Origin of the sequence: Oceanobacillus sp. FSL K6-0127, from assembly GCF_037983385.1 — a bacterium.
Taxonomy (GTDB): Bacteria; Bacillota; Bacilli; order Bacillales; family Amphibacillaceae; genus Oceanobacillus; species Oceanobacillus profundus.
The window spans coordinates 1,197,794-1,217,388 of record NZ_CP150287.1; the positions used below are offsets into that span (position 1 = coordinate 1,197,794).

22 protein-coding genes are annotated in these 19,595 nt (G+C 38.2%); 8 read left to right on the plus strand and 14 right to left on the minus strand.

The genetic code is table 11. The features are described from left to right. The first annotated feature begins 25 nt into the window (after nt 1–25). The 3 genes from MHH64_RS05945 to MHH64_RS05955 all read left to right on the plus strand — a co-directional run bounded on the left by MHH64_RS05945 (nt 26) and on the right by MHH64_RS05955 (nt 3,086). On the plus strand, nt 26–1,015 hold the full coding sequence (locus tag MHH64_RS05945) for an iron chelate uptake ABC transporter family permease subunit (RefSeq protein WP_118889773.1): 990 nt from the start codon (nt 26–28) through the stop codon (nt 1,013–1,015). Nucleotides 1,016–1,019: 4 nt separating this feature from the next. After that, a complete protein-coding gene (locus tag MHH64_RS05950; RefSeq protein WP_340002863.1) occupies nt 1,020–2,075 on the plus strand; it encodes an iron chelate uptake ABC transporter family permease subunit in 1,056 nt (351 codons plus the stop codon). Nucleotides 2,076–2,372: 297 nt separating this feature from the next. Beyond that, on the plus strand, nt 2,373–3,086 hold the full coding sequence (locus tag MHH64_RS05955; RefSeq protein WP_095311714.1) for a SurA N-terminal domain-containing protein: 714 nt from the start codon (nt 2,373–2,375) through the stop codon (nt 3,084–3,086). A 287-nt stretch (nt 3,087–3,373) separates the two neighbouring features. Here MHH64_RS05955 and hisC read toward each other — a convergent pair whose 3' ends face one another. The 9 genes from hisC to hisZ are packed head-to-tail and all read right to left on the minus strand — an operon-like array spanning nt 3,374 to nt 10,936. Beyond that, nucleotides 3,374–4,429 carry a histidinol-phosphate transaminase gene (gene hisC / locus MHH64_RS05960; RefSeq protein ID WP_118889757.1) on the minus strand — a complete coding sequence of 352 codons (1,056 nt, stop codon included), beginning with the start codon at nt 4,427–4,429 and terminating at the stop codon, nt 3,374–3,376. Further along, nucleotides 4,422–5,063 carry a bifunctional phosphoribosyl-AMP cyclohydrolase/phosphoribosyl-ATP diphosphatase HisIE gene (gene hisIE, locus MHH64_RS05965; protein ID WP_340002864.1) on the minus strand — a complete coding sequence of 214 codons (642 nt, stop codon included), beginning with the start codon at nt 5,061–5,063 and terminating at the stop codon, nt 4,422–4,424. Before hisIE ends, hisC begins: the two co-directional genes overlap by 8 nt. Beyond that, the gene (hisF, locus tag MHH64_RS05970; RefSeq protein ID WP_340002865.1) at nt 5,060–5,824 is read right to left on the minus strand and encodes an imidazole glycerol phosphate synthase subunit HisF; all 765 of its coding nucleotides are present in this window, start codon (nt 5,822–5,824) and stop codon (nt 5,060–5,062) included. Before hisF ends, hisIE begins: the two co-directional genes overlap by 4 nt. Then, a complete protein-coding gene (gene hisA, locus MHH64_RS05975) occupies nt 5,814–6,536 on the minus strand; it encodes a 1-(5-phosphoribosyl)-5-[(5-phosphoribosylamino)methylideneamino]imidazole-4-carboxamide isomerase (protein WP_340002866.1) in 723 nt (240 codons plus the stop codon). Before hisA ends, hisF begins: the two co-directional genes overlap by 11 nt. Further along, entirely contained in the window at nt 6,533–7,138 is a 606-nt protein-coding gene (hisH, locus tag MHH64_RS05980; RefSeq protein ID WP_251660358.1) for an imidazole glycerol phosphate synthase subunit HisH, read from the minus strand. Before hisH ends, hisA begins: the two co-directional genes overlap by 4 nt. Before the next feature lie 51 nt (nt 7,139–7,189). Beyond that, a complete protein-coding gene (gene hisB, locus MHH64_RS05985; RefSeq protein WP_340002867.1) occupies nt 7,190–7,774 on the minus strand; it encodes an imidazoleglycerol-phosphate dehydratase HisB in 585 nt (194 codons plus the stop codon). Continuing rightward, nucleotides 7,767–9,053, minus strand: a complete 1,287-nt coding sequence (gene hisD, locus MHH64_RS05990; protein WP_251660360.1) for a histidinol dehydrogenase — start codon at nt 9,051–9,053, stop codon at nt 7,767–7,769. Before hisD ends, hisB begins: the two co-directional genes overlap by 8 nt. Nucleotides 9,054–9,055: 2 nt before the next feature. Next, the gene (hisG, locus tag MHH64_RS05995) at nt 9,056–9,685 is read right to left on the minus strand and encodes an ATP phosphoribosyltransferase (protein WP_251660361.1); all 630 of its coding nucleotides are present in this window, start codon (nt 9,683–9,685) and stop codon (nt 9,056–9,058) included. Further along, entirely contained in the window at nt 9,686–10,936 is a 1,251-nt protein-coding gene (gene hisZ / locus MHH64_RS06000) for an ATP phosphoribosyltransferase regulatory subunit (RefSeq protein ID WP_095311730.1), read from the minus strand. It abuts the gene before it with no gap. 180 nt (nt 10,937–11,116) lie between these two features. On the opposite strand from hisZ, the gene MHH64_RS06005 reads away from it, so the two are divergent. The 4 genes from MHH64_RS06005 (at nt 11,117) to murB (ending at nt 14,341) form a co-directional block, all read left to right on the plus strand. Further along, nucleotides 11,117–11,917 carry a histidinol-phosphatase HisJ family protein gene (locus MHH64_RS06005; protein ID WP_251660363.1) on the plus strand — a complete coding sequence of 267 codons (801 nt, stop codon included), beginning with the start codon at nt 11,117–11,119 and terminating at the stop codon, nt 11,915–11,917. 100 nt (nt 11,918–12,017) lie between these two features. Then, nucleotides 12,018–12,407, plus strand: a complete 390-nt coding sequence (locus tag MHH64_RS06010; RefSeq protein ID WP_095311734.1) for a YbaN family protein — start codon at nt 12,018–12,020, stop codon at nt 12,405–12,407. Next, entirely contained in the window at nt 12,407–13,225 is an 819-nt protein-coding gene (locus MHH64_RS06015; protein ID WP_340002868.1) for an alpha/beta fold hydrolase, read from the plus strand. The genes MHH64_RS06010 and MHH64_RS06015 overlap by 1 nt, the downstream gene beginning before the upstream one ends. Nucleotides 13,226–13,417: 192 nt before the next feature. After that, a complete protein-coding gene (gene murB / locus MHH64_RS06020; protein ID WP_118889756.1) occupies nt 13,418–14,341 on the plus strand; it encodes a UDP-N-acetylmuramate dehydrogenase in 924 nt (307 codons plus the stop codon). Nucleotides 14,342–14,715: 374 nt separating this feature from the next. Here the strand turns inward: murB and ehuA are convergent, their stop codons facing one another. The 4 genes from ehuA to ehuB form a co-directional block, all read right to left on the minus strand. Continuing rightward, nucleotides 14,716–15,486, minus strand: a complete 771-nt coding sequence (gene ehuA, locus MHH64_RS06025; RefSeq protein WP_340002869.1) for an ectoine/hydroxyectoine ABC transporter ATP-binding protein EhuA — start codon at nt 15,484–15,486, stop codon at nt 14,716–14,718. Nucleotides 15,487–15,513: 27 nt separating this feature from the next. Then, nucleotides 15,514–16,206 carry an ectoine/hydroxyectoine ABC transporter permease subunit EhuD gene (gene ehuD / locus MHH64_RS06030; RefSeq protein WP_095311742.1) on the minus strand — a complete coding sequence of 231 codons (693 nt, stop codon included), beginning with the start codon at nt 16,204–16,206 and terminating at the stop codon, nt 15,514–15,516. Then, complete coding sequence (ehuC, locus tag MHH64_RS06035) at nt 16,203–16,865, minus strand: ectoine/hydroxyectoine ABC transporter permease subunit EhuC (RefSeq protein WP_095311796.1); 663 nt, start codon at nt 16,863–16,865, stop codon at nt 16,203–16,205. The genes ehuD and ehuC overlap by 4 nt, the downstream gene beginning before the upstream one ends. A 309-nt stretch (nt 16,866–17,174) precedes the next feature. After that, nucleotides 17,175–18,053 (minus strand): ectoine/hydroxyectoine ABC transporter substrate-binding protein EhuB, encoded by an 879-nt coding sequence (ehuB, locus tag MHH64_RS06040; RefSeq protein WP_251660368.1) that lies wholly within the window; start codon nt 18,051–18,053, stop codon nt 17,175–17,177. Nucleotides 18,054–18,495: 442 nt separating this feature from the next. Between ehuB and ytzI the strand changes: the two genes are divergently transcribed. After that, a complete protein-coding gene (gene ytzI / locus MHH64_RS06045; RefSeq protein ID WP_095311744.1) occupies nt 18,496–18,654 on the plus strand; it encodes a YtzI protein in 159 nt (52 codons plus the stop codon). Nucleotides 18,655–18,725: 71 nt separating this feature from the next. Here the strand turns inward: ytzI and MHH64_RS06050 are convergent, their stop codons facing one another. Next, nucleotides 18,726–19,442 carry a FadR/GntR family transcriptional regulator gene (locus MHH64_RS06050; RefSeq protein WP_095311745.1) on the minus strand — a complete coding sequence of 239 codons (717 nt, stop codon included), beginning with the start codon at nt 19,440–19,442 and terminating at the stop codon, nt 18,726–18,728. Nucleotides 19,443–19,595: the final 153 nt, after the last annotated feature.

A 19,595-nucleotide genomic window follows, 5' to 3' on the forward strand; every position in this document is an offset into this window, starting at 1 on the left:
TATAGTGCCTAAAAATATAATAAGAATGTTTGGGGCTGAGAACTCTCAGCCCCAACGTTCTAATCATCATAAAGTATGGACGAAACCTTTTATATTAGCAATCATAGTTGTTATTATTCTCGGTATTATTTCAATGTTTACTGGGGTTTATGATATACGGGGACAAGAGGATGGAATGGAAATGTTTTTCATCACTCGTATTCCAAGAACAGCTGCATTAATGTTAACTGGAGCTGCAATGGCAATGGCAGGACTCGTAATGCAACTTATTACACAGAACCGCTTAGTTGAACCAACTACAACTGGAACAATTGAATGGGCAGGCTTGGGATTGATTTTTGCTTATTTATTATTCCCGGCGCCAACTTTAGTCCAAAGAATGACTGCGGCAATCATTTTTTCCTTTATTGGAACGATGGTTTTCTTTTTGTTTTTAAGAAGAGTTAAACTTCGTTCGTCTTTAATTGTCCCGATTATTGGGATAATGCTAGGAGCGGTCATTTCTGCAATTTCCACTTTTGTTGGGCTCGCTTTTCAAATGTCACAAAATGTTGAAACCTGGTTTGTAGGTTCTTTTGCATCGATTCAAGTTGGAAGATATGAATATTTATGGCTGATTGTTGTCATTACTATTTTTATTTTTATCTATGCTGATAGATTGACTTTAGCTGGATTAGGAGAAGATGTTACAACAAGTCTAGGAGTAAGCTATAATAAGATTGTTCTTATTGGTACGGGTCTTATTGCTGTGGCAGTTGGAATTGTCGCAGCTGTTATTGGAAATTTACCTTTTTTAGGTTTAATAGTACCAAATATTGTTTCCATGTTTAGAGGTGATGATCTTAGGAGTAATTTGCCTTGGGTATGTGTGTCCGGGATGGGTGCTCTAACCATTTCTGATATAATATCCAGGACAATTATAATGCCATTTGAAGTACCTGTCTCTTTGATACTTGGAACAGTGGGCGCAGTCGTATTTATTGTAATTTTATTAAGAAGAAGGAGGCTAGGATAACAAATTGGAATATACGAATGAAAAAAATGTCAAAATTGTTTCTAGCCTTCCTAATAAGAATAGAGCAGCTAAAGCTTTTCGTTCTAAGAAGGAGGAAAAGCGTTATTGGATATTGTTGATAACGTTGATTGGATTAGGTGTTCTTTCTTCATACGGACTTTTAGTTTATAACAATCCAGTTCCAGTAGATTCCCCTTCCTTTATCCCAGTCGTTGAAAGAAGAATGGTAGCTATTGTTGCAATGATTATTGCTGCGATTTGTCAAAGCCTGGCGACGGTTGCTTTCCAATCGGTTACGAATAATCGGGTAATCACTCCTTCACTTTTAGGATTTGAAGCACTTTACTCCACCATACATACGGGTACAATGTTTTTCTTTGGTGCCAGCGTATTTATAGGTTATAGTGGCACTGGACCATTTTTATTGCAAGTGGTTGTTATGGTCTTAATGTGTTTGATACTTTATGGATGGTTGCTATCCGGAAAGTATGGAAATTTACAGCTTATGCTATTGGTTGGAATCATTATTGGTACAGGTTTAAGGTCTTTGTCAACTTTCATGAGAAAACTGCTTGCACCGGCTGAATTTGATATTTTGCAGGCAAAATTGTTTGGTTCTGTCAATAATGCGGACCCAGAGTATTTTTCTATTGCGATTCCAATCGTAATAATTGTTGCATTACTTCTTCTTGCTTATTCAAAAAATTTAAATGTATTATCACTTGGAAAGAATATTTCTACATCTTTGGGAGTAAATCATCAATTTAGTATCATTTATGTTCTTGTATTAGTTTCCATTTTGATGTCAGTCTCAACGGCTTTGGTTGGACCACTTACTTTCTTTGGGTTTTTGGTTGCAACGTTGAGTTATCAGCTGGCGCCAACTTATGATCATAGATATATTTTCCCAATGGCTCTTGCAACCGGATTTTTGATACTAACTGGTTCATATTTTATCATGAATCATGTATTTAACGCGCAAGGTGTAGTTTCAATTATTATCGAAATCGTTGGTGGATTAACATTCTTAATTATAATTTTAAAGAGAAAGACTTTATAATAATTTGAGTTTACGATGTACTTTTATATCCTCATCTGTTAAAGGCCGTGTGTGATTGCCTTCAACAGATCGGAGGGTATTTTTTTGCTATCTGTCTTAGGAAAAGAGATCGTCGAGAGCCTTTCTCTACCTTTCAAAGCAAAAGTAAGTAATTTTTGTTATGGAAATGTAAATAAACGCTTTAAACCCTGCTACAATAGCAATTACTGAATTAACAGCTATTTTGTTTCCACTTGAAATCATATATAGATGTGTGGTTGAATGGAAGAAGACTTAATAGAAGCGAGGGAGTCCATTATGAAAAAGTTAAGTGTGCTATCACTGGCGTTCTTAGTCATCATCATGCTAGCTGCATGTGGGAATGATGAGACGAAGGAAAATGAAAATACAGAAGGCGACACTTCAGAACAACCTGCTGCACAACAGGAATTAGAATTTACGGATGAAGAAAAACTGGATGAAAAAACTCCGGTTGCTGTTGTTAATGGAGAAGAAATTTCAGGATCGGATTATAACCCGATATATACACAAGTAAAATCAACAATGTATCAATATGGACAAGATGTAAGTAATCTTGATATGATCAAAGATCAGACTGTATCCATCCTTGTTGAACAGACTCTTATTAAACAGGATGCCGAAAATGAAGGTATCAAAGTGACAGATGAAGAAGTACAAGAAGAACTAGTTAGTATTAAGGAAACAAGTGGTGAAGACCAATTTACCACTCTCTTGGAACAGTTACAATTGTCAGAGGATGAGTTCAAAGAGCAGCTCACGGGTGAGTTAGTAACAAGAAAGTATATGGATTCGGAATTTGAAGTAGAAGTGACAGACAAGGAAGTACAAGAGTACTATGATCAGCTAAAAGAGCAAAATGGAGAAATTGGTAAGCTAGAAGAAGTTGAAGGACAAATTAAAGATGTGCTTACAAATGAAAAGCAAAGTGAGCAACTGCGGACAAGAATTGATGAATTGAAAGAAAACGCAGAAGTTGAGAATGTATTGTAAAAGAAAAGCATCGCATCTTTTAGTAAATGGTTTCGTTTTGAGGTGCATATTAGTTAAATGACAAGCTAAATGGCATACGAATTGACGTATGCCATTTTATTGTTATATCAAGGTATAGATTATATATTATGTTGTTTTGACACTCAAATATTCAATGTTTTTCAACCAGAGATATTGTACGGAAAATACGAATATTGGAATGGCAACACTTCTCAATCTGTGCATAAAATAGAAAATAAAAGTGTTACAATTGAGTAAGACGAATTGAAAGAGCATACGGATTTAAATTATAGTATCGTATCGAGCATTTTGAAAAATTGTGCCATCTGTTCATCTGTGCCAATCGTAACCCGAACATGGTTATCAATCATAGGTACCTTAAAGTATCGAATAAGTATATCTTTTTCTTTTAAAGCTGTATATAACTCCCCTGCGTCTTTGTTAGGATGTGTTGCAAAAATAAAATTTGTTTGGGAGGGCAGGACAGTAAATCCGCGTTTTTCCATTTCAACAATGGTCCATTCCCTTGTTCGAATTATTTTCTCTGTCGTCTCGTTAAAATAAGACACATCAGCCATAGCAGCTTCTGCTCCAGCAATAGCCAATCGATCGACTGTATAGGAATTCACTGAGTCTTTAATGCGGGTCAATCCTTCAATTAGATTCGGGTGACCTAACGCAAATCCGACCCGCAGTCCGGCCAAGGATCTCGATTTGGACATGGTTTGAATAACAAGCAGATTTTCATAGGAATTGATTAAGGAAACAGCAGATTCTGCTGCAAAGTCGATATATGCTTCATCCACAATGACAACTTGTTCAGGGTTGTTATCCAAGATTTTCTTTACCGTATCAATTTCCATATAAATACTGGTTGGCGCATTTGGATTTGGAAAAATAACGCCTCCATCTGATTGGTAGAAATCCTCTATCGGTATCGTAAAATCATCCTGAAGGGCAATTTCCTCGGCTGGAATACCGAATAGCTTCGCATATACGGGATAAAAGCTATATGAAATAGCTGGATAGCGAATGGCTTTGTTACTATCAAAAAAAGCCATAAACGAAAAGGCAAGAACTTCATCTGATCCATTTCCAACGAAAACATTTTCCTTGGATAAGGAATTGAGTGCTGCGATAACCTCCCTTAATTTGTCTGTTGTTGGTGAAGGATAGAGATTTAATGTTTGTTCACTTTCTTTTTGGATTGCCTGTATAACTTTTGGTGATGGACCATACGGATTCTCATTCGTATTTAATTTAATTACATTAGCACGATTGATTTGCTCCCCAGGGATATAGGGGGTACATCGCTTTGCCATGTCGCTCCAAAATTTACTCACGATTTTGACCTTCCTTTTGAATATGTCTTTTCATTAATTCGTTTTTTATATCGGAAAGGGATACATCCATAAGTTCCATCAATACGAGTGTATGATACGTAAGATCAGCTATTTCGCTAGTAAGCTCTTGTTTATCGTTATTCTTTGCCCCGATAATGACTTCTGACGTTTCTTCTCCGACCTTTTTAAGCACTTTATCGATCCCTTTTTCAAAAAGATATGATGTGTACGTACCGTCAACAGGATTATCGCGGCGATCCTTAATTTTCGCAATTACGCTATGGACGATATCGTGTGCCGGGATATTATTTGTATAAAGTTCATTGTAGAAACAGGATTCATTACCGGTATGGCATGCTGGTCCGAGCGGATTAACCTGAACCAATAATGCATCCGCGTCACAATCATAAGAAATTCTTATGATTTGCTGTTTATTTCCGGATGTTTCTCCTTTATTCCATAGCTTCTGTCGCTTTCTTGAGAAAAACCATGTTTCATTGGTTTGGATTGTTTTGTTTAATGCATCCTGGTTCATATATGCTAATGTTAAGACGTTTCCTGTCCCTGCGTCTTGTACAATGGCAGGGATTAAGCCATTATCATCAAAGACAAGCTGTTCGATATTTACTCTCATTTTCTTTCCCTCCTGACGATAATATTATTTTCCTGAAGATAGATCTTGAGGTCAGGTATTTGAATCTCATCATAGTGAAATACAGATGCAGCAAGTGCCGCATCCGCACCTTGCTCTAATACAGCAAGAAAATGCTCTTTTATACCAGCTCCACCGCTTGCAACAATTGGAATATTAACGGTATCGGCAATAGTTTTGGTTAATGAAATATTATAGCCATCTTTCTCCCCGTCTGAATCCATTGCATTAATGACAAGTTCTCCAGCACCAAGCTCTTCTCCTTGCTTGGCCCATTGAATGGCATCTATTCCCGTATCGTAACGACCACCTTTTGTAAAAACGTTCCACTGATTTGGTGCTACTTCCTTTGCATCAATCGATAAGACAATGCACTGGCTGCCAAATTTCAAAGCGGCATCCTTGATAAGTTGCGGATTTGTTACAGCTGCACTATTGATAGATACTTTATCTGCTCCGGAGCGGAGAACTTGATGGATATCCTCAACCGTTCGTATGCCACCACCAACTGTAAATGGAATTGCGATCTCTTTGGCAACTTGCTCAACGACATCGAGAAATATATCGCGTTCTTCATTGGATGCTGTAATATCATAAAAAACAAGTTCATCAGCGCCGGCTTCGTTATATCTTTTGGCTAATGCCACTGGGTTATCAACATCCTGGATATTTTGAAATTTTTTTCCCTTTACCACCCGTCCTTTATCAACATCGAGACAAGGGATAATTCGTTTAGCGAGCATAGAAATCTTCCTCCGTTAACGATTCAAAATTCAATGTGCCGTCGTATAATGCTTTGCCTATAATCGCACCATACATGTTCAGTGATTTTAGCTTGCGTATATCTTCCTCTGTTGAAACACCACCAGATGCAATGACATCCATGCTTGTTGCTTCATTCACAGCTTGCAGCTCTTCAAAATTCGGTCCTTGCATCATGCCATCCTTCATGATGTCCGTGTAGACAATTGTTTTAACGCCAATCTGTTCAATTTCAGCGATAAGATCGATGGCTTTGACGGTACTTGTTTCTGTCCAACCATCTGTAGCGACATAGCCATTCCGCGCATCAATGGAAACGGCGATTCGAGATCCGAACTTTTCCACGGCCTCTTTTAAAAAGGCTTTGTCGTTAATAGCTGCTGTACCAATAATCACGCGAGCGATGCCTGCAGCAAGGTAACCTTCTATCGTATCAAGTGAACGAATGCCTCCACCGACCTGAACAGGGATTTCCGTTTGTTTGGCGATTGCTTTAATGGCGTCTTGATTTAAGGAGTCACCAGTTTTAGCACCGTCTAGGTCAACCGTATGCAGGTATGCTGCTCGCTTTTTCTCCCATTGTAAAGCCATATCCGTTGGGGAATTGCCATAGATTTTTTCTTTGTTATAATCCCCTTGGATAAGGCGGACACAATTTCCGCCGCGAATATCAATTGCAGGGAATAAAATCATGAAATCATCTCCTCGTAGTTTGCAAGTAATTGAATGCCGATATCACCGCTTTTTTCCGGATGGAATTGCATACCTGTAATATTCCCTTGCTGGACAATAGCAGGAATGCGGCCACCATATTCGGTGCTGCCAACAAGTGTAGCTTCCTCCAATTCCTCGACGGCATAGGAATGAACAAAATAAACGTAAAAATCATCTGGTAGATGTAGAGTTAACAAACTTTTATTATGCTTTGTAATGGTATTCCACCCCATATGCGGGACTTTGACCGTTTCCTTAATCCGACTGACATTCCCTTTTAGTAGCCCGAGACCATCCCAATCGCCATCCTCATAGCTTTTGTCATAAAATAACTGCATGCCGAGACAGATGCCGAGTATTGGTTTTCCAGCTTGAACCTCTTGTTTAATTACATCTGATAATCCTATTTTCTTGATTGCATCCATTGCATCCTTAAAGGCACCTACACCAGGAAGAATGATTGAAGAAGCATTCCTGATTACTTGTGGATCGGTTGTTAATACTGATTCCTTATTTAGTTTTGCAAGCGCAAATTGTAGGCTTTTAATATTTCCAGCACCATAGTCAATGATTGCGATCATCTTGTTTCTTCCTTTCCGTTAAAAATCTCCTGTCTGTTAGTCTCTCTTTATTTATAAGCTGCCCTTTGTGGAAGGGATTCCTTTTACTCGTGGATTTAATATCGTCGCTTGATCTAATGCACGACCGAAGCCTTTGAAAATGGACTCAATCATATGGTGAGTGTTATTTCCATAAGCCAGGTTAATATGAAGTGTTACCTTGGCATTGCTAACAAATGCGTGGAAAAATTCCTCGACAAGCTCGGTATCGAAATCACCGACTTTATCTTTTAGTCCTTCTACGTTGTATACGAAGTAGGGGCGTCCGCTAATGTCTAAGGAAATAGTTGACAGAGCCTCATCCATAGGCGTTGTTACCGTTGCATATCTTGTAATTCCTTCTTTATTCCCTAAAGCCTGCTGAAATGCTTGACCCAATGCAATACCAATATCCTCAACAGAGTGATGCTGATCGACTTCTAAATCCCCATTACATGTGACTGCTAAATCAAATAAACCGTGCTTTGTCAGTAACAAAAGCATATGGTCTAAAAAACCGACACCTGATCGGATAGTGGCATTCCCAGTTCCATCAATGGTTAAGTCTAACTCGATGGATGTTTCGGCTGTTGATCTTTCAATTTTTGCTTTACGCATTCGGGTCATCCTTTCTAATCTGAATGGAATTGGCATGGGCAGTGAGCCCCTCCACTGTAGCGATTTTGATAATTGAATCAGTAGCTTGCAGCAGTGCCTCTTCGGAATAACTAATAATGCTCGATTTTTTCATGAAATCATATACACCAAGTGGGGAGGCGAATTTTGCCGTCCCATTCGTTGGCAGGGTATGATTTGGACCTGCAAAATAATCTCCTAATGGTTCTGGTGAATAATTTCCGAGAAAGATCGCGCCAGCGTTTTTAATATTAGAAAGACTATCATATGGTTTTTCAATCATTAGCTGTAAATGCTCTGGTGCAATTTCATTTACAACAGAAAAAGCTTCTTTTAGATTCGCTGTGACGATTATTTTTCCATTTTGCTTTAGTGATTGTGTAATTATTTCGCTTCGTTCAAGTACGTTTGTTTGCTTTTTAACCTCTGCTAGAATTTGTTCGGCCAATGCTTCACTCGTTGTAATGCAAATGGAGCTTGCCAATTCATCGTGCTCTGCTTGTGAAAGTAAATCGGCTGCAACAAAGCTCGGTGGGGCAGTCTGATCTGCAACAATGCAGATTTCACTAGGTCCTGCAATCATATCAATCGCTACATCCCCATAAACCCATTTTTTTGCTCTTGCCACAAAGGCATTTCCGGGACCAACAATTTTGGCGACCTTTTCAATTGTTTCTGTCCCATAGGCCAATGCAGCAATAGCTTGTGCCCCACCAACCTTATAAATCGTGTCAACCCCCACAAGCTGTGCAGCAACAAGTACGTGAGGATTAATCTTTCCATTCGCTTGTGGAGGTGTTGTAAGTACGATTTTCTCTACACCAGCAATTTTGGCGGGGATGACATCCATTAACACCGTGGAAGGATAGGCTGCTTTTCCCCCTGGAACATACACACCAACTTTTTCAATCGGGGTTACCTTTTGGCCGAGTAAGATACCAGGTGCTTTATTCACAAACCAGGATTGTTCCTTTTGTTCTTTATGAAATGCTTCAATATTTTCCTTGGCTTGCTTTAAAGCATCAAGAAATCCAGCATCTACTTGTTTTTTTGCCTCCAGTAATTCCTCCTCAGATACGATGAGGGAATCTAATACTACATGGTCAAATTTATTCGTGTATCGATATAATGCTTCATCTCCATCTTTTCGAACCCCGCTAATAATTTCTAGCACATCTTGGTCAAGCTCTTGTTCCTTCAGCTGATCTGAAGTACTAGCTTTATAAACCTGTAAAAATTCCTCTTTTGTTTGTATGTTCATTGCTACCCCTCCAATGCTGACTTTAACTGGGAGATAAATTGCTGTACTTCGGTTGATTTTGTTGCAAAGCTCGCTTTATTAACAATTAATCTCGTACTAATAGGTTCAATATTCTCAAGAACGGTTAGTCCGTTTTCTTTTAATGTGTTTCCAGTTTCTACAATATCAACAATCAAATCGGCAAGCCCGATTAGTGGAGCCAATTCAACAGATCCGTTTAGCTTAACAATTTCAATTGCTTCGCCCTTTTTATCGAAATGTTTCTGTGCAATGGCTGGATATTTTGTTGCAATTGTCAGCAGTTGTCCTTTTTCAGGGGTATAATTCTTTTTTCCTGCGACTGCAAATTTACATTTCCCAATTTTTAAATCCAGTAGTTCATAAACATCTGCTTTGGATTCAAGGATATTATCTTTGCCGACAATTCCAATATCAGCAGCCCCTTTTTCGACGTAGGTCGGGACGTCAATTGCTTTAACGAAAAGAAGTTTAATCGATCTGTCATTGTTATAAAAAACAAGCTTTCTACTATCCTCGTGAAAATCATTAAATTGTACGTCCGTCTTTTCCAATAGGGCAATCGTGCTTTTAGCTGGACGTCCTTTAGCAAGTGCCAATGTTATAGGTTGCAATTAGAAGCCCTCCTTGTGAGCCTGAAGCAGCGTAACGAGTTCATCTGCTTTTGAAAATGTCTGTTTGATTTGTTCGTTGGAAAAAAGGTTTTGTTCTTTTTCGAAGCGGATTATCGAATTAGAAGAAATGGGATTTCTATTACTTGGATCATTCCGAAAACTTAAAACCTGATATCCCTTATTTCTTAGTTCAAATGCAGCTGTTAAAGCTTCTCGCTGTTTTTCTTTTGTATAATAAATGACTGTATCTACTAGAGCTTTAGGAGCTTTTGCCAATCTTTGCTCTAAAATTGCTTGAATAAGTAAATCTACTTCAAATGCGAAACCGATCGCAGGCATTACGCTGTCTAGTTGTTTTCCTAAATGATCATATCTCCCACCCATTAATACAGGCTGACCAATTCGGTCGACAAATCCTTGAAAGATGATGCCGGTATAGTAATTCATATTATTAATTAATCCGAGATTAATAGCGACATAATCCTCAACACCGTAGTCCTTAATTAATGCAAATACGTCAATTAAATTTTGCAAAACATGCTGCATATGGGCGCTGCGAATAATCTTTTCTGCTTGCTGAATAACTTGAAGCGGATCCCCGTATAGAAGAGGAATCGATTGGATTGCTTTCTTTAATTCTTCTTCAATCGCCATTCCTTCAAGGAATAATTCCATATCCGCTATATTTTTTGATTGAATTAGGGCCTGTAGTTGCCCTAAGTCTTGTTCGGAGAGTTCGGCTTGTTGGATAAGCTCCTTAAAGAATCCCGCATGCCCAATTTCAATTTTGAAATTTTTAAAGCCTAAATCTTTTAATGTATGGATGGCTAGCATGATAATTTCTGCGTCTTCCTCAGGTGTATTCTCCCCGAAAAATTCAACGCCTGCTTGTGTGCTTTCTTTTTGATTTGGCATCTCCTGTGATTGACGAAATACATCCATTACATAGAAAAGCCGTTGCCAGAAGGTATTATTTGCTTGGTTTACTGCTGCCATCATCCGGGTAATTGGAATGGTAACATCTGGACGTAAGACGAGGATTTTCCCTGTCGTATCAATGACTTTAATCATGTCATCTTTTTTTACCGTACCAGTAATGTTCGAATACATCTCATAGTTTTCAAAGGCTTTCGTCCGTACTTGTTTATAGCCATAGGTAGTAAAGCGATTTTTCAATGTTGCAATAAGATTATCTCTTACTTGAAAATCTTCTACATGCTTATTTCGGCCGTTCAGCGTGTATCGTTGCATCTATAAAACTCCTTTTTAACTTTAATACTTTATCGCTTTAACTAAGTAAAGTTATATAGTATTATAATTAGTATATTCATAAAAGTCAACACCAAATAAAAGCAGAAGCATCTGGTTAGCAAATGGGGAGTCCGCTAAAGCTTCAGCACTGGAACTGACGAAAAAACAGGAGATGATAAAATGTTTGATTACCACATTCATAGTGATTTTTCAGCAGATTGTAAGACGCCGATGGAAACTACGATTGAAAAAGCGATCAGTATCGGCCTTGAAGAAATTTGTTTTACCGAACATATTGATTATGATTATCCAGATAAGGATTGGATATTTGAGTTTGACTTGAAACAGTACGATAAGAGAATAAAACATTTGCAGCAAAAATACAGCAAGCAGATTCGCATTAAAAAAGGTGTAGAAATTGGTGTGCAACCGCACTTGTTAGCGCGATATGAAAGATTAATGCAAGATGAAGTGTTTGATTTTGTTATTTGCTCCATGCATGCAACTGCTGGCATGGACCTTCATTCCGGAGAATTCTTTAAGAGAAAAACAGTTGATGAAGCATTTCAAATGTATTATGAAGAATTACTTGCATGCATTAGCAAATTTAAAAGCTTTAGTATTCTTGGTCATATTGATCTTGTTAAACGATATACGGAAGAAAAGAGTACGAATCATTTCCACGAGATTTTAGAAGTCATTTTTAAAGAAATTATTCCAGCTGGGAAAGGAATTGAATTAAATACGTCAGGCTATCGCTATGGTTTAGAAAGTGGGATGCCAAGCACTGATATTTTAAAATTATATAAGGAATGTGGGGGAGAAATCATTACGGTTGGATCGGACTCTCATGTGGAAACAACATTAGCATATCAATTTAAGGACGCGTTTGAGTTGCTAGACACTATCGGCTTTAAACACATTGCGACATTTGAAGATGGAAAGCCAGTATTTCATCCGGTTGCAAGCCTCATTAAATAGATAAGAAATTTCTATGAATTTTTACGTGTTGAGGCGATTGTAGGGGTGTGAGATGGTATAATAATGGTGTTCAATTAACATATGTAGCTGGTGGTTGTTTATGAAATCTATTAAAAAAATGTTTTTAATAATTGCAGGCACTATTTCATTAGTGCTTGGTGTGTTGGGGATAATGCTGCCATTATTGCCGACAACACCATTTCTTTTGCTTTCAGCTGCTTGTTATGTTCGGAGCTCTGATAAATTATATCAATGGTTAATCACGAATAAATATGTCGGCTCTTATATATTGAATTATCGTGAGGGAAAAGGGATACCATTAAAAGCTAAGATTGTTAGCGTTAGTCTATTATGGGTTTCGATGCTGTATACGATTGCGTTTGTGATTCCTTTAGTAATGGTAAAAATTCTGTTATTCCTAATTGGTTCTTATTTTACATGGTTTATTCTGAAACAGAAAACACTAAGGAAAAGTATGCAGGTGAGGTAATGTATTTTATTAAAAAACATAAGGTAAAAATAACAATGGTATTGGTATTAATTGTCGGGTATATCACGTATATTTCGATGCCTAATAAGGCGAAGTCTGAGCATTATACTGGTGATCCAACCGTGTTTATTCATGGTTATAAAGGTACGAAGAATTCCTTCGGCTATATGCTTGATCGTTTCGAGCATGAATACGGCTGGGGGAATAAAGGGTTTATCTATTACGTTACTAAAGAAGGACGAATCCGTGATTACAATTTAAACAAAGGAAGGTATGCTCCTACGTTTATTCAAATTATTTTAGAAGATAATCGGGCAAGTTTCGCTGATAGTGCTGAGTGGATATCAGCAGTTCTATTGCAAATGAAGGAAAAATACAAAGTTGATTCTGTAAATATTGTAGGACACTCAATGGGTGGAATACTTGCGCTTAAATATACAATGGAATATGCAGGTAATGGTTATCCAGAAGTGAATAAGCTTGTTTCCATTGGGAGTCCGTTTGACGGCATTTATAGTGAAGCATATTTCCAAATTCATAAAGATGCTGCAGCTGAGGATCTAAAGCCGGATTCGCTGGCATTTCAACTGCTGCGGGAAAGTTCATTTCCTGAAGGTGTTCAGGCACTGAATATTGGGAGTACTGGTGATGCTGTTGCACTCCCAGAAAGTGTGCAGGCTTTACGAATGACTGTACCAAGTGACCAATTACAGGAAATTATAATTGAAGATCATACACTAGGCCATAGTGCATTACACGAGAGTATGGAAGTAGATAAAATGATTTATTCATTTTTGTGGCAAGATGAAGGACAATAACTTACAATGGATAAAGATTGTTTGTGAAAAGTCACCATGTATTTAATTGGTGATTTTTTAAGCAGATAGTGAACAATAATAACTTTCTATCTGCGTCCACGTAATAGCATTCACTATGGGAGGCTTGGTGAATGTAATTTTTCCTAAATAGCCTTCCCGAAAAAATGATAACTTGTTAAAGGAATGATAGGTGTGGCAATGAATCATCATCTGTACGAAAAACTAATAGCATTAACATCTGAGCGTAATGTGATGGTGAACGAACACTTGAAAAATCATACGTATACCCGTTTAGGTGGGCAGGCAGATTTTTATGTAACGCCGGAAACATATGAACAAGTACAGCAGATTATTAAGTTAGCAAATCAAGAAAATATAGCTTTTACGATGCTTGGAAATGGCTCCAATCTAATTGTGAAAGATGGTGGGATTCGTGGCATCGTCATGAATCTGCAAAAACTTTCTGCGATAAAAACAGATAGCAACAGGATGATCGCTCAAAGCGGTGCGCGAATTATTGATGTTTCACGAGAGGCATTAAAAGAAGAGCTAACTGGCTTGGAATTTGCGTGTGGTATACCTGGATCTGTTGGTGGTGCATTATATATGAATGCCGGAGCGTATGGCGGTGAAATCAAGGATGTACTAACAAGTACGTTGGTCGTTAACCGAGAAGGAGAGCTTCTCACATTAACTGCAGAGCAATTGGATTTAGATTACCGTACAAGTAATATACCGGAACATGGGTACATCGTTTTGGAAGCAACCTTTACTTTAAAAGCCGGTGATCCAAAAGCGATTAAGGAAGTAATGGATGATTTAACATACAAACGTGAGTCAAAGCAACCATTAGAATACCCATCCTGTGGAAGTGTATTTAAACGTCCGCCAGGCCATTTTGCTGGAAAATTAATCCAAGACAGTGACCTTCAAGGAAAGCAAATTGGCGGTGCGCAAGTCTCGCTCAAGCATGCGGGCTTCATTGTTAATAAAGAGAATGCAACAGCAAAAGAATATATTGAACTGATCCATTATGTACAGAAAACCGTAAAAGAGAAATTTAAAGTCAATCTAGAACGGGAAGTAAGAATAATTGGTGAGGATCCAGTAGAATAAAGCTAAGCTGTAATCATCGGGTGGTTGCAGCTTTTCTTATGTCTTGAACAATCTCTCTGCCCGAACAGCTATGACACCAAAACCCGAAATAAAACACCTACCTGCACAGCTATGACACTAAAACCCAAATTAAAGCACCTACCTGCACAGCTATGACACTAAAACCCAAATTAAAGCACCTACCTGCACAAATATGACACCAAAACCCAAATTAAAACACCTACCTGCACAACTATGACACCAAAACCCAAATTAAAACACCTACCCGTACAGCTATGACACCAACCTCAAAAAAACAGCCTCTCCACACACTCACAATATCCAAATCAAATTTAAAAGGTATTACCCCAACCGAACGGAGTAATACCTTTAATCTATCCTCTAAACCGGCGCAAGAATCCTTGCAATCTTTCATTCTCAGAATGCTCGATAACCTCGCTTGCCGTTCCTTGCTCTGCAATAACACCTTCATCAAGAAACAGCACTTTATCTGCGATATCAAGAGCAAAGTCCATTTCGTGTGTAACAAGCACCATTGCCATATCCTCATGTTTCGCAAGATCACGTATAACCTCAAGCACTTCGCCGACCAGCTCTGGGTCAAGTGCTGATGTTACTTCATCAAATAACATAATCTTCGGCCGCATGACAAGTGCGCGGGCCATAGCGACACGCTGTTTTTGCCCGCCGGAAAGCTGATTTGGATAGCTATCCAATTTGTCCCCAAGCCCCACACGTTCAAGCATTTTAACAGAGCGATCGCGAGCCTCTTCTTTATTTTCTTTTTTTACATGAATCGGAGCTGTCATGCAGTTCTCTAAGATTGTCATATGCGGGAAAAGGTTAAAATGCTGGAATACCATTCCGATATCTCCACGAACTTCTCTTAAATGCTTTTCATTCGCTTTTACCATCTTCTCTTTCTTTTTCATCTTCCACAGATTTTTACCATCCACAATAATATCACCAGAGGATGGCTCCTCCAATGTCATCAGCATGCGTATGATTGTTGTTTTTCCAGACCCACTTGGCCCGATAACAGCTACTTTTTCAGCTGGCTTTATATCTAAATTAATCCCTTTTAAAACGTCAAAATCACCAAAGGATTTATGCACATCCTGGAATCTCACGATAGGTTCAGTCATAAAGTCATTACTCCTCTTCTGTACATACTATTTAATCGCTGCATTTTTATCAAAACGTGCATTCATTTTAACTTCTAATTTCTTAATCAGTACCGCAGATGGATAGCTCAGTACTAAAAATATAATTCCAACAATAGTTAGTGGTTCTAGATACGACCAGTTTTGAGCGCCATAACTATTTGCCATTAACATTATACCAGCAACTGTTATTGTGGAAGCAAGTGGAACCTCTTTAAACATAATAATGAAATAGTTACCGAGCATTGGAATTGTTGGTGGTATCGCCTGCGGTAAAATGATTTTCCTCCACTTATCAATGGTAGAAAAGTTCAACGCTTTGGATGCCTCCCATTGCCCCTTATCGATACTTTCAATACCGGAACGATAGATTTCTCCGATGTATGTACTGAAATGTATGCCAAGACCAAGTACAGCACTTGTAAAAGGACTTAATGTGACGCCAATCCCTGGAATCATTGGCCATGCATAGAAAAGGAAGAATAGCTGAACGAGTGGGGGAGTAGAACGAATAAATTCCATGACCCAAGTAACCACCCAATTGAAAAATTTATTCGGCACCTTTCTGAGAAATGTCCATACAAAACCGAGTAGGAGTGCGAATAAATAACACGTAATCGTTAAGCTGACTGTAATCCATAGCCCTTGCAATACAAAGGGGAGGGCGTCCATAAATGTTTCCCAGCTCCAGTTATTATTCATCCGTTAGCAACTCCTTTCTTAGAGATATGTTCACCTTTTCTTGTCAGCCAAATAAGTGGAAGCGCAAGAATAAAGTAGAATACAAGAACTAATAAGTAAACAATTGGTGCTTGCGACAAGTTCGAGCTTCGGAGAATGTCGCCGTAATATAAAATGTCCGTCATCCCAATTAAGGAAACTAATGAAGTTCCTTTTAGCATTTGAATGGTATAGTTACCGAATTCAGGAAGCATCATCCGGACTGCTTGCGGGAAAATAACAAGCCGCATGCGTTGAAAGCGTGACATGTTTAGAGCTGTTGCTGCTTCAGATTGACCTTGTGCAACAGAAAGAATCGATCCACGAACAACCTCCGAAAGATACGCACCGTAATTTAATCCAATTGCAATTACACCCGTCCACCAGTTGGAACCTAGCTGAATGCCAAATAGCATTGGGATGGCGTAGTAAAGCCAGAATAACTGAACAATTAAGGAAGTACCTCGAAAAACTTCCACATAAAATCCTGTGAATTTGCGGATGATGATGTTCCCGGAAAGACGGCATAACCCAGCAATAAAAGCCATTAAATATGCTAGAATAGCTGAAGCAAGAAGGACGGTGATTGTTACATGAAGTCCTCTTGCAAGCTGTGGGAAAATCTCTATGATCGCATTCATTATAATCACTCCTTCAAGTTTCGGTTTTGGTTCCGAATAGAATTCTAGATTAAACATTTTTTGCAACCTGCTTAGGAAATACAAAGGGCCTGCTTCCCCGGGACCAGGGAATCAGACCCTATGGAGTCATCCTTTATCACGCATGAACGGCTGTAAGACTCGATCATTAAATTAAACATGAGAAAGGCAAAAGCATAAAGCTGAGGGATAAAACATCCCATAAATTCCTGATTCTGTTCCATTAGCACCTAGTGGGGAAGAAAGGAACTTTCCACTGAATGAAATATCACATTATAATATAATATATGTTTATACTTCCCCGTTACAAACTTCCTCTGTTGTCACTTCATCTACTGGCACAAAATTACTTTCGCTGCTAAAGCCATTTTCATCTAACAGATCCGCAATTGTACCATCTTCCTTTAATTCTGCTAATTTTTCATTGTATGCATCACGTAAATCCGCATCATTTAGGTTAAATGCTTCTGCACCATAGCTTGGTACGCCCTTAATATCTGGCTGCTCAAAGGATTCAACAAATTCAAGTGCATCTGTATTTGCCGATTCAAGCGCCATTTTAACTGTCATCTCAGTTCCGGTTGTAGCATCTGCCCGGCCAGACTGTACGGCTGAGAAGGTTGCAGGAATATCAGGTGCGGTAACAATTTGACTAGGATCTACACCTTCTTCTTGTAAAAATCCAATTTCTGTAGCACCTTCCATTACAACAACGGTTGCATCTGGATTATCAGCAATATCTTTATAGCTTTCTAAGCCCAGTGGATTACCAGCTTCTACAATTAACCCTTCTCCATATTGCATTGTCGGTTCACTAAAAGCTGCATTTTCACATCGATCTGGCTGAATCGCCATTCCTGCTGTAATAACGTCAAATTGTCCGGCTTGAAGTCCTGGAATTAATTGACTCCAATCAGATAGCTGGGATTCAACTGTATCAATTCCAAGCTCTGCAAAAACAGTTTCTGCAATAGCAACAGCTGCGCCTTTTAGTTCTCCGTTTTCTTCATACGCATATGGAGCTTCGTTGGCAAAGCCAATCGTAACTGTTCCTGATTCTTGTAATTGTTCTAGCTTGCTTCCATTTCCGTTAGCTGTATCATCTGATCCACATGCAGCTAAGAGTATAAGCATGAAAGCAAAAAATAATATAAAGCCTGTTTTTTTCAAAATGAAAAGACCTCCCTGTTTAATATAAAACCCAATTATTGTTTTTTTGCTTGGTGATATAGGACTAGATGTATATCACCGTATACATGAAAAAGGGGTTTTTTTCCGCATTCATATTTATAATGTTATAGATTTATTAATTTTCATTCAAATGCTGTATATTTAGATTATTTATAATTAACCGTTATATTTCGTGCTTATATTATGTAGGCTCTCTAATACAGAAAGATGCTTGGAAATAAGCCCAAATACTCTTCAATGCCCAAGATTTCATAAATGTAGTAAAGCGGAAAGGATTATTAAAAAAACCTATACTATGGCTTTATACCCTATTTGCACGAAACTATTGAACTAGTTAGGTTAGTGGGTTAATCTAGAAGTAATTTAAAGGAATATTAAAGCATAATGAATAGAAATAAGGAATAAAGAGAGGTTTTATAAGGTGGGAACGTACGTAGTTGTTGGTGTAGTGTCTGTAGTAGTTGTTGTGCTTGTCGTATGGCTTTCACTTGTAACGCTGTCTAAAGGCTATGGATATAAGCATTCGGTGGATCCAAAACCTGAAGATACAGAAAATGATCAGATAAAACAGGATGAATAGTCAACGAAAAAGGGTCACACAAATGTGCGACCTTTTTTCGTTACTGGAAACTAAACGACTATATGAAGCCTTTAGGCTATAAATTTCGGCAGGGAGTTTTCACTTAACTCTTTTCTCACTCTCGTAATATGCTCTTCCATCAGTGATTTGGCTAATATATCATCACCTGATGCAATTGCAAGATAGATTTCTTTATGTTCATTAAATGTTTCTTCGTATCGATCAGCATCTTTAAAGCGATTTTGTCTTGTCGTACGAATGGTTTCTTCCATTTGTTTAATTAGAGTTTGTGCGAGGTGGATTAAAATAGAATTATGCGATGCAGCCACGATATACATATGAAAATGCAAATCTGCCTGCACCCCAATTTCTGTTTCATCAATGGTAACAGCCATCTGTTCCAAAGCCTTACGGATGTTGTTAAGATCCTCTCCCGTGGCTCGCTTTGCTGCGAGTGAGACTGCCTCAATTTCTAATGCCCGGCGAACTTCCAGCATCTCAAATATCAAGTGATTTTCAGCTGTCACTACTTTCTCGAAAAGCTCATCAAGGATTAATTGTGCGTCTGATTGCTTAACATAACTTCCGCCGCCTCGCTTGATTTCAATAATATCTTTTAACGCTAAAATTTGTAATGCTTCTCGAACTGAGTTTCTGCTGACACCAAAAAGTCTTGCTAATTCACGTTCAGATGGTAGCTTATCACCTGTTTCCAAATGATTCTTTAGAAAATTTCCTACTATTTTCTCTAAAACAATCTCTGCTGTTTTTCGCTTATCCGAGACCACAATCCTCCCGCCTTCCAATAATCACTTAAAGTTTAAAAAATATAAAGTTATTTTCTGAAATATCATTGAATTAATGTTGGAAATCATTATAATAGACTTAATAAACTGGTTGTTCCAATATTAACACAAATTAGATAAAAAATAAATTGGTGC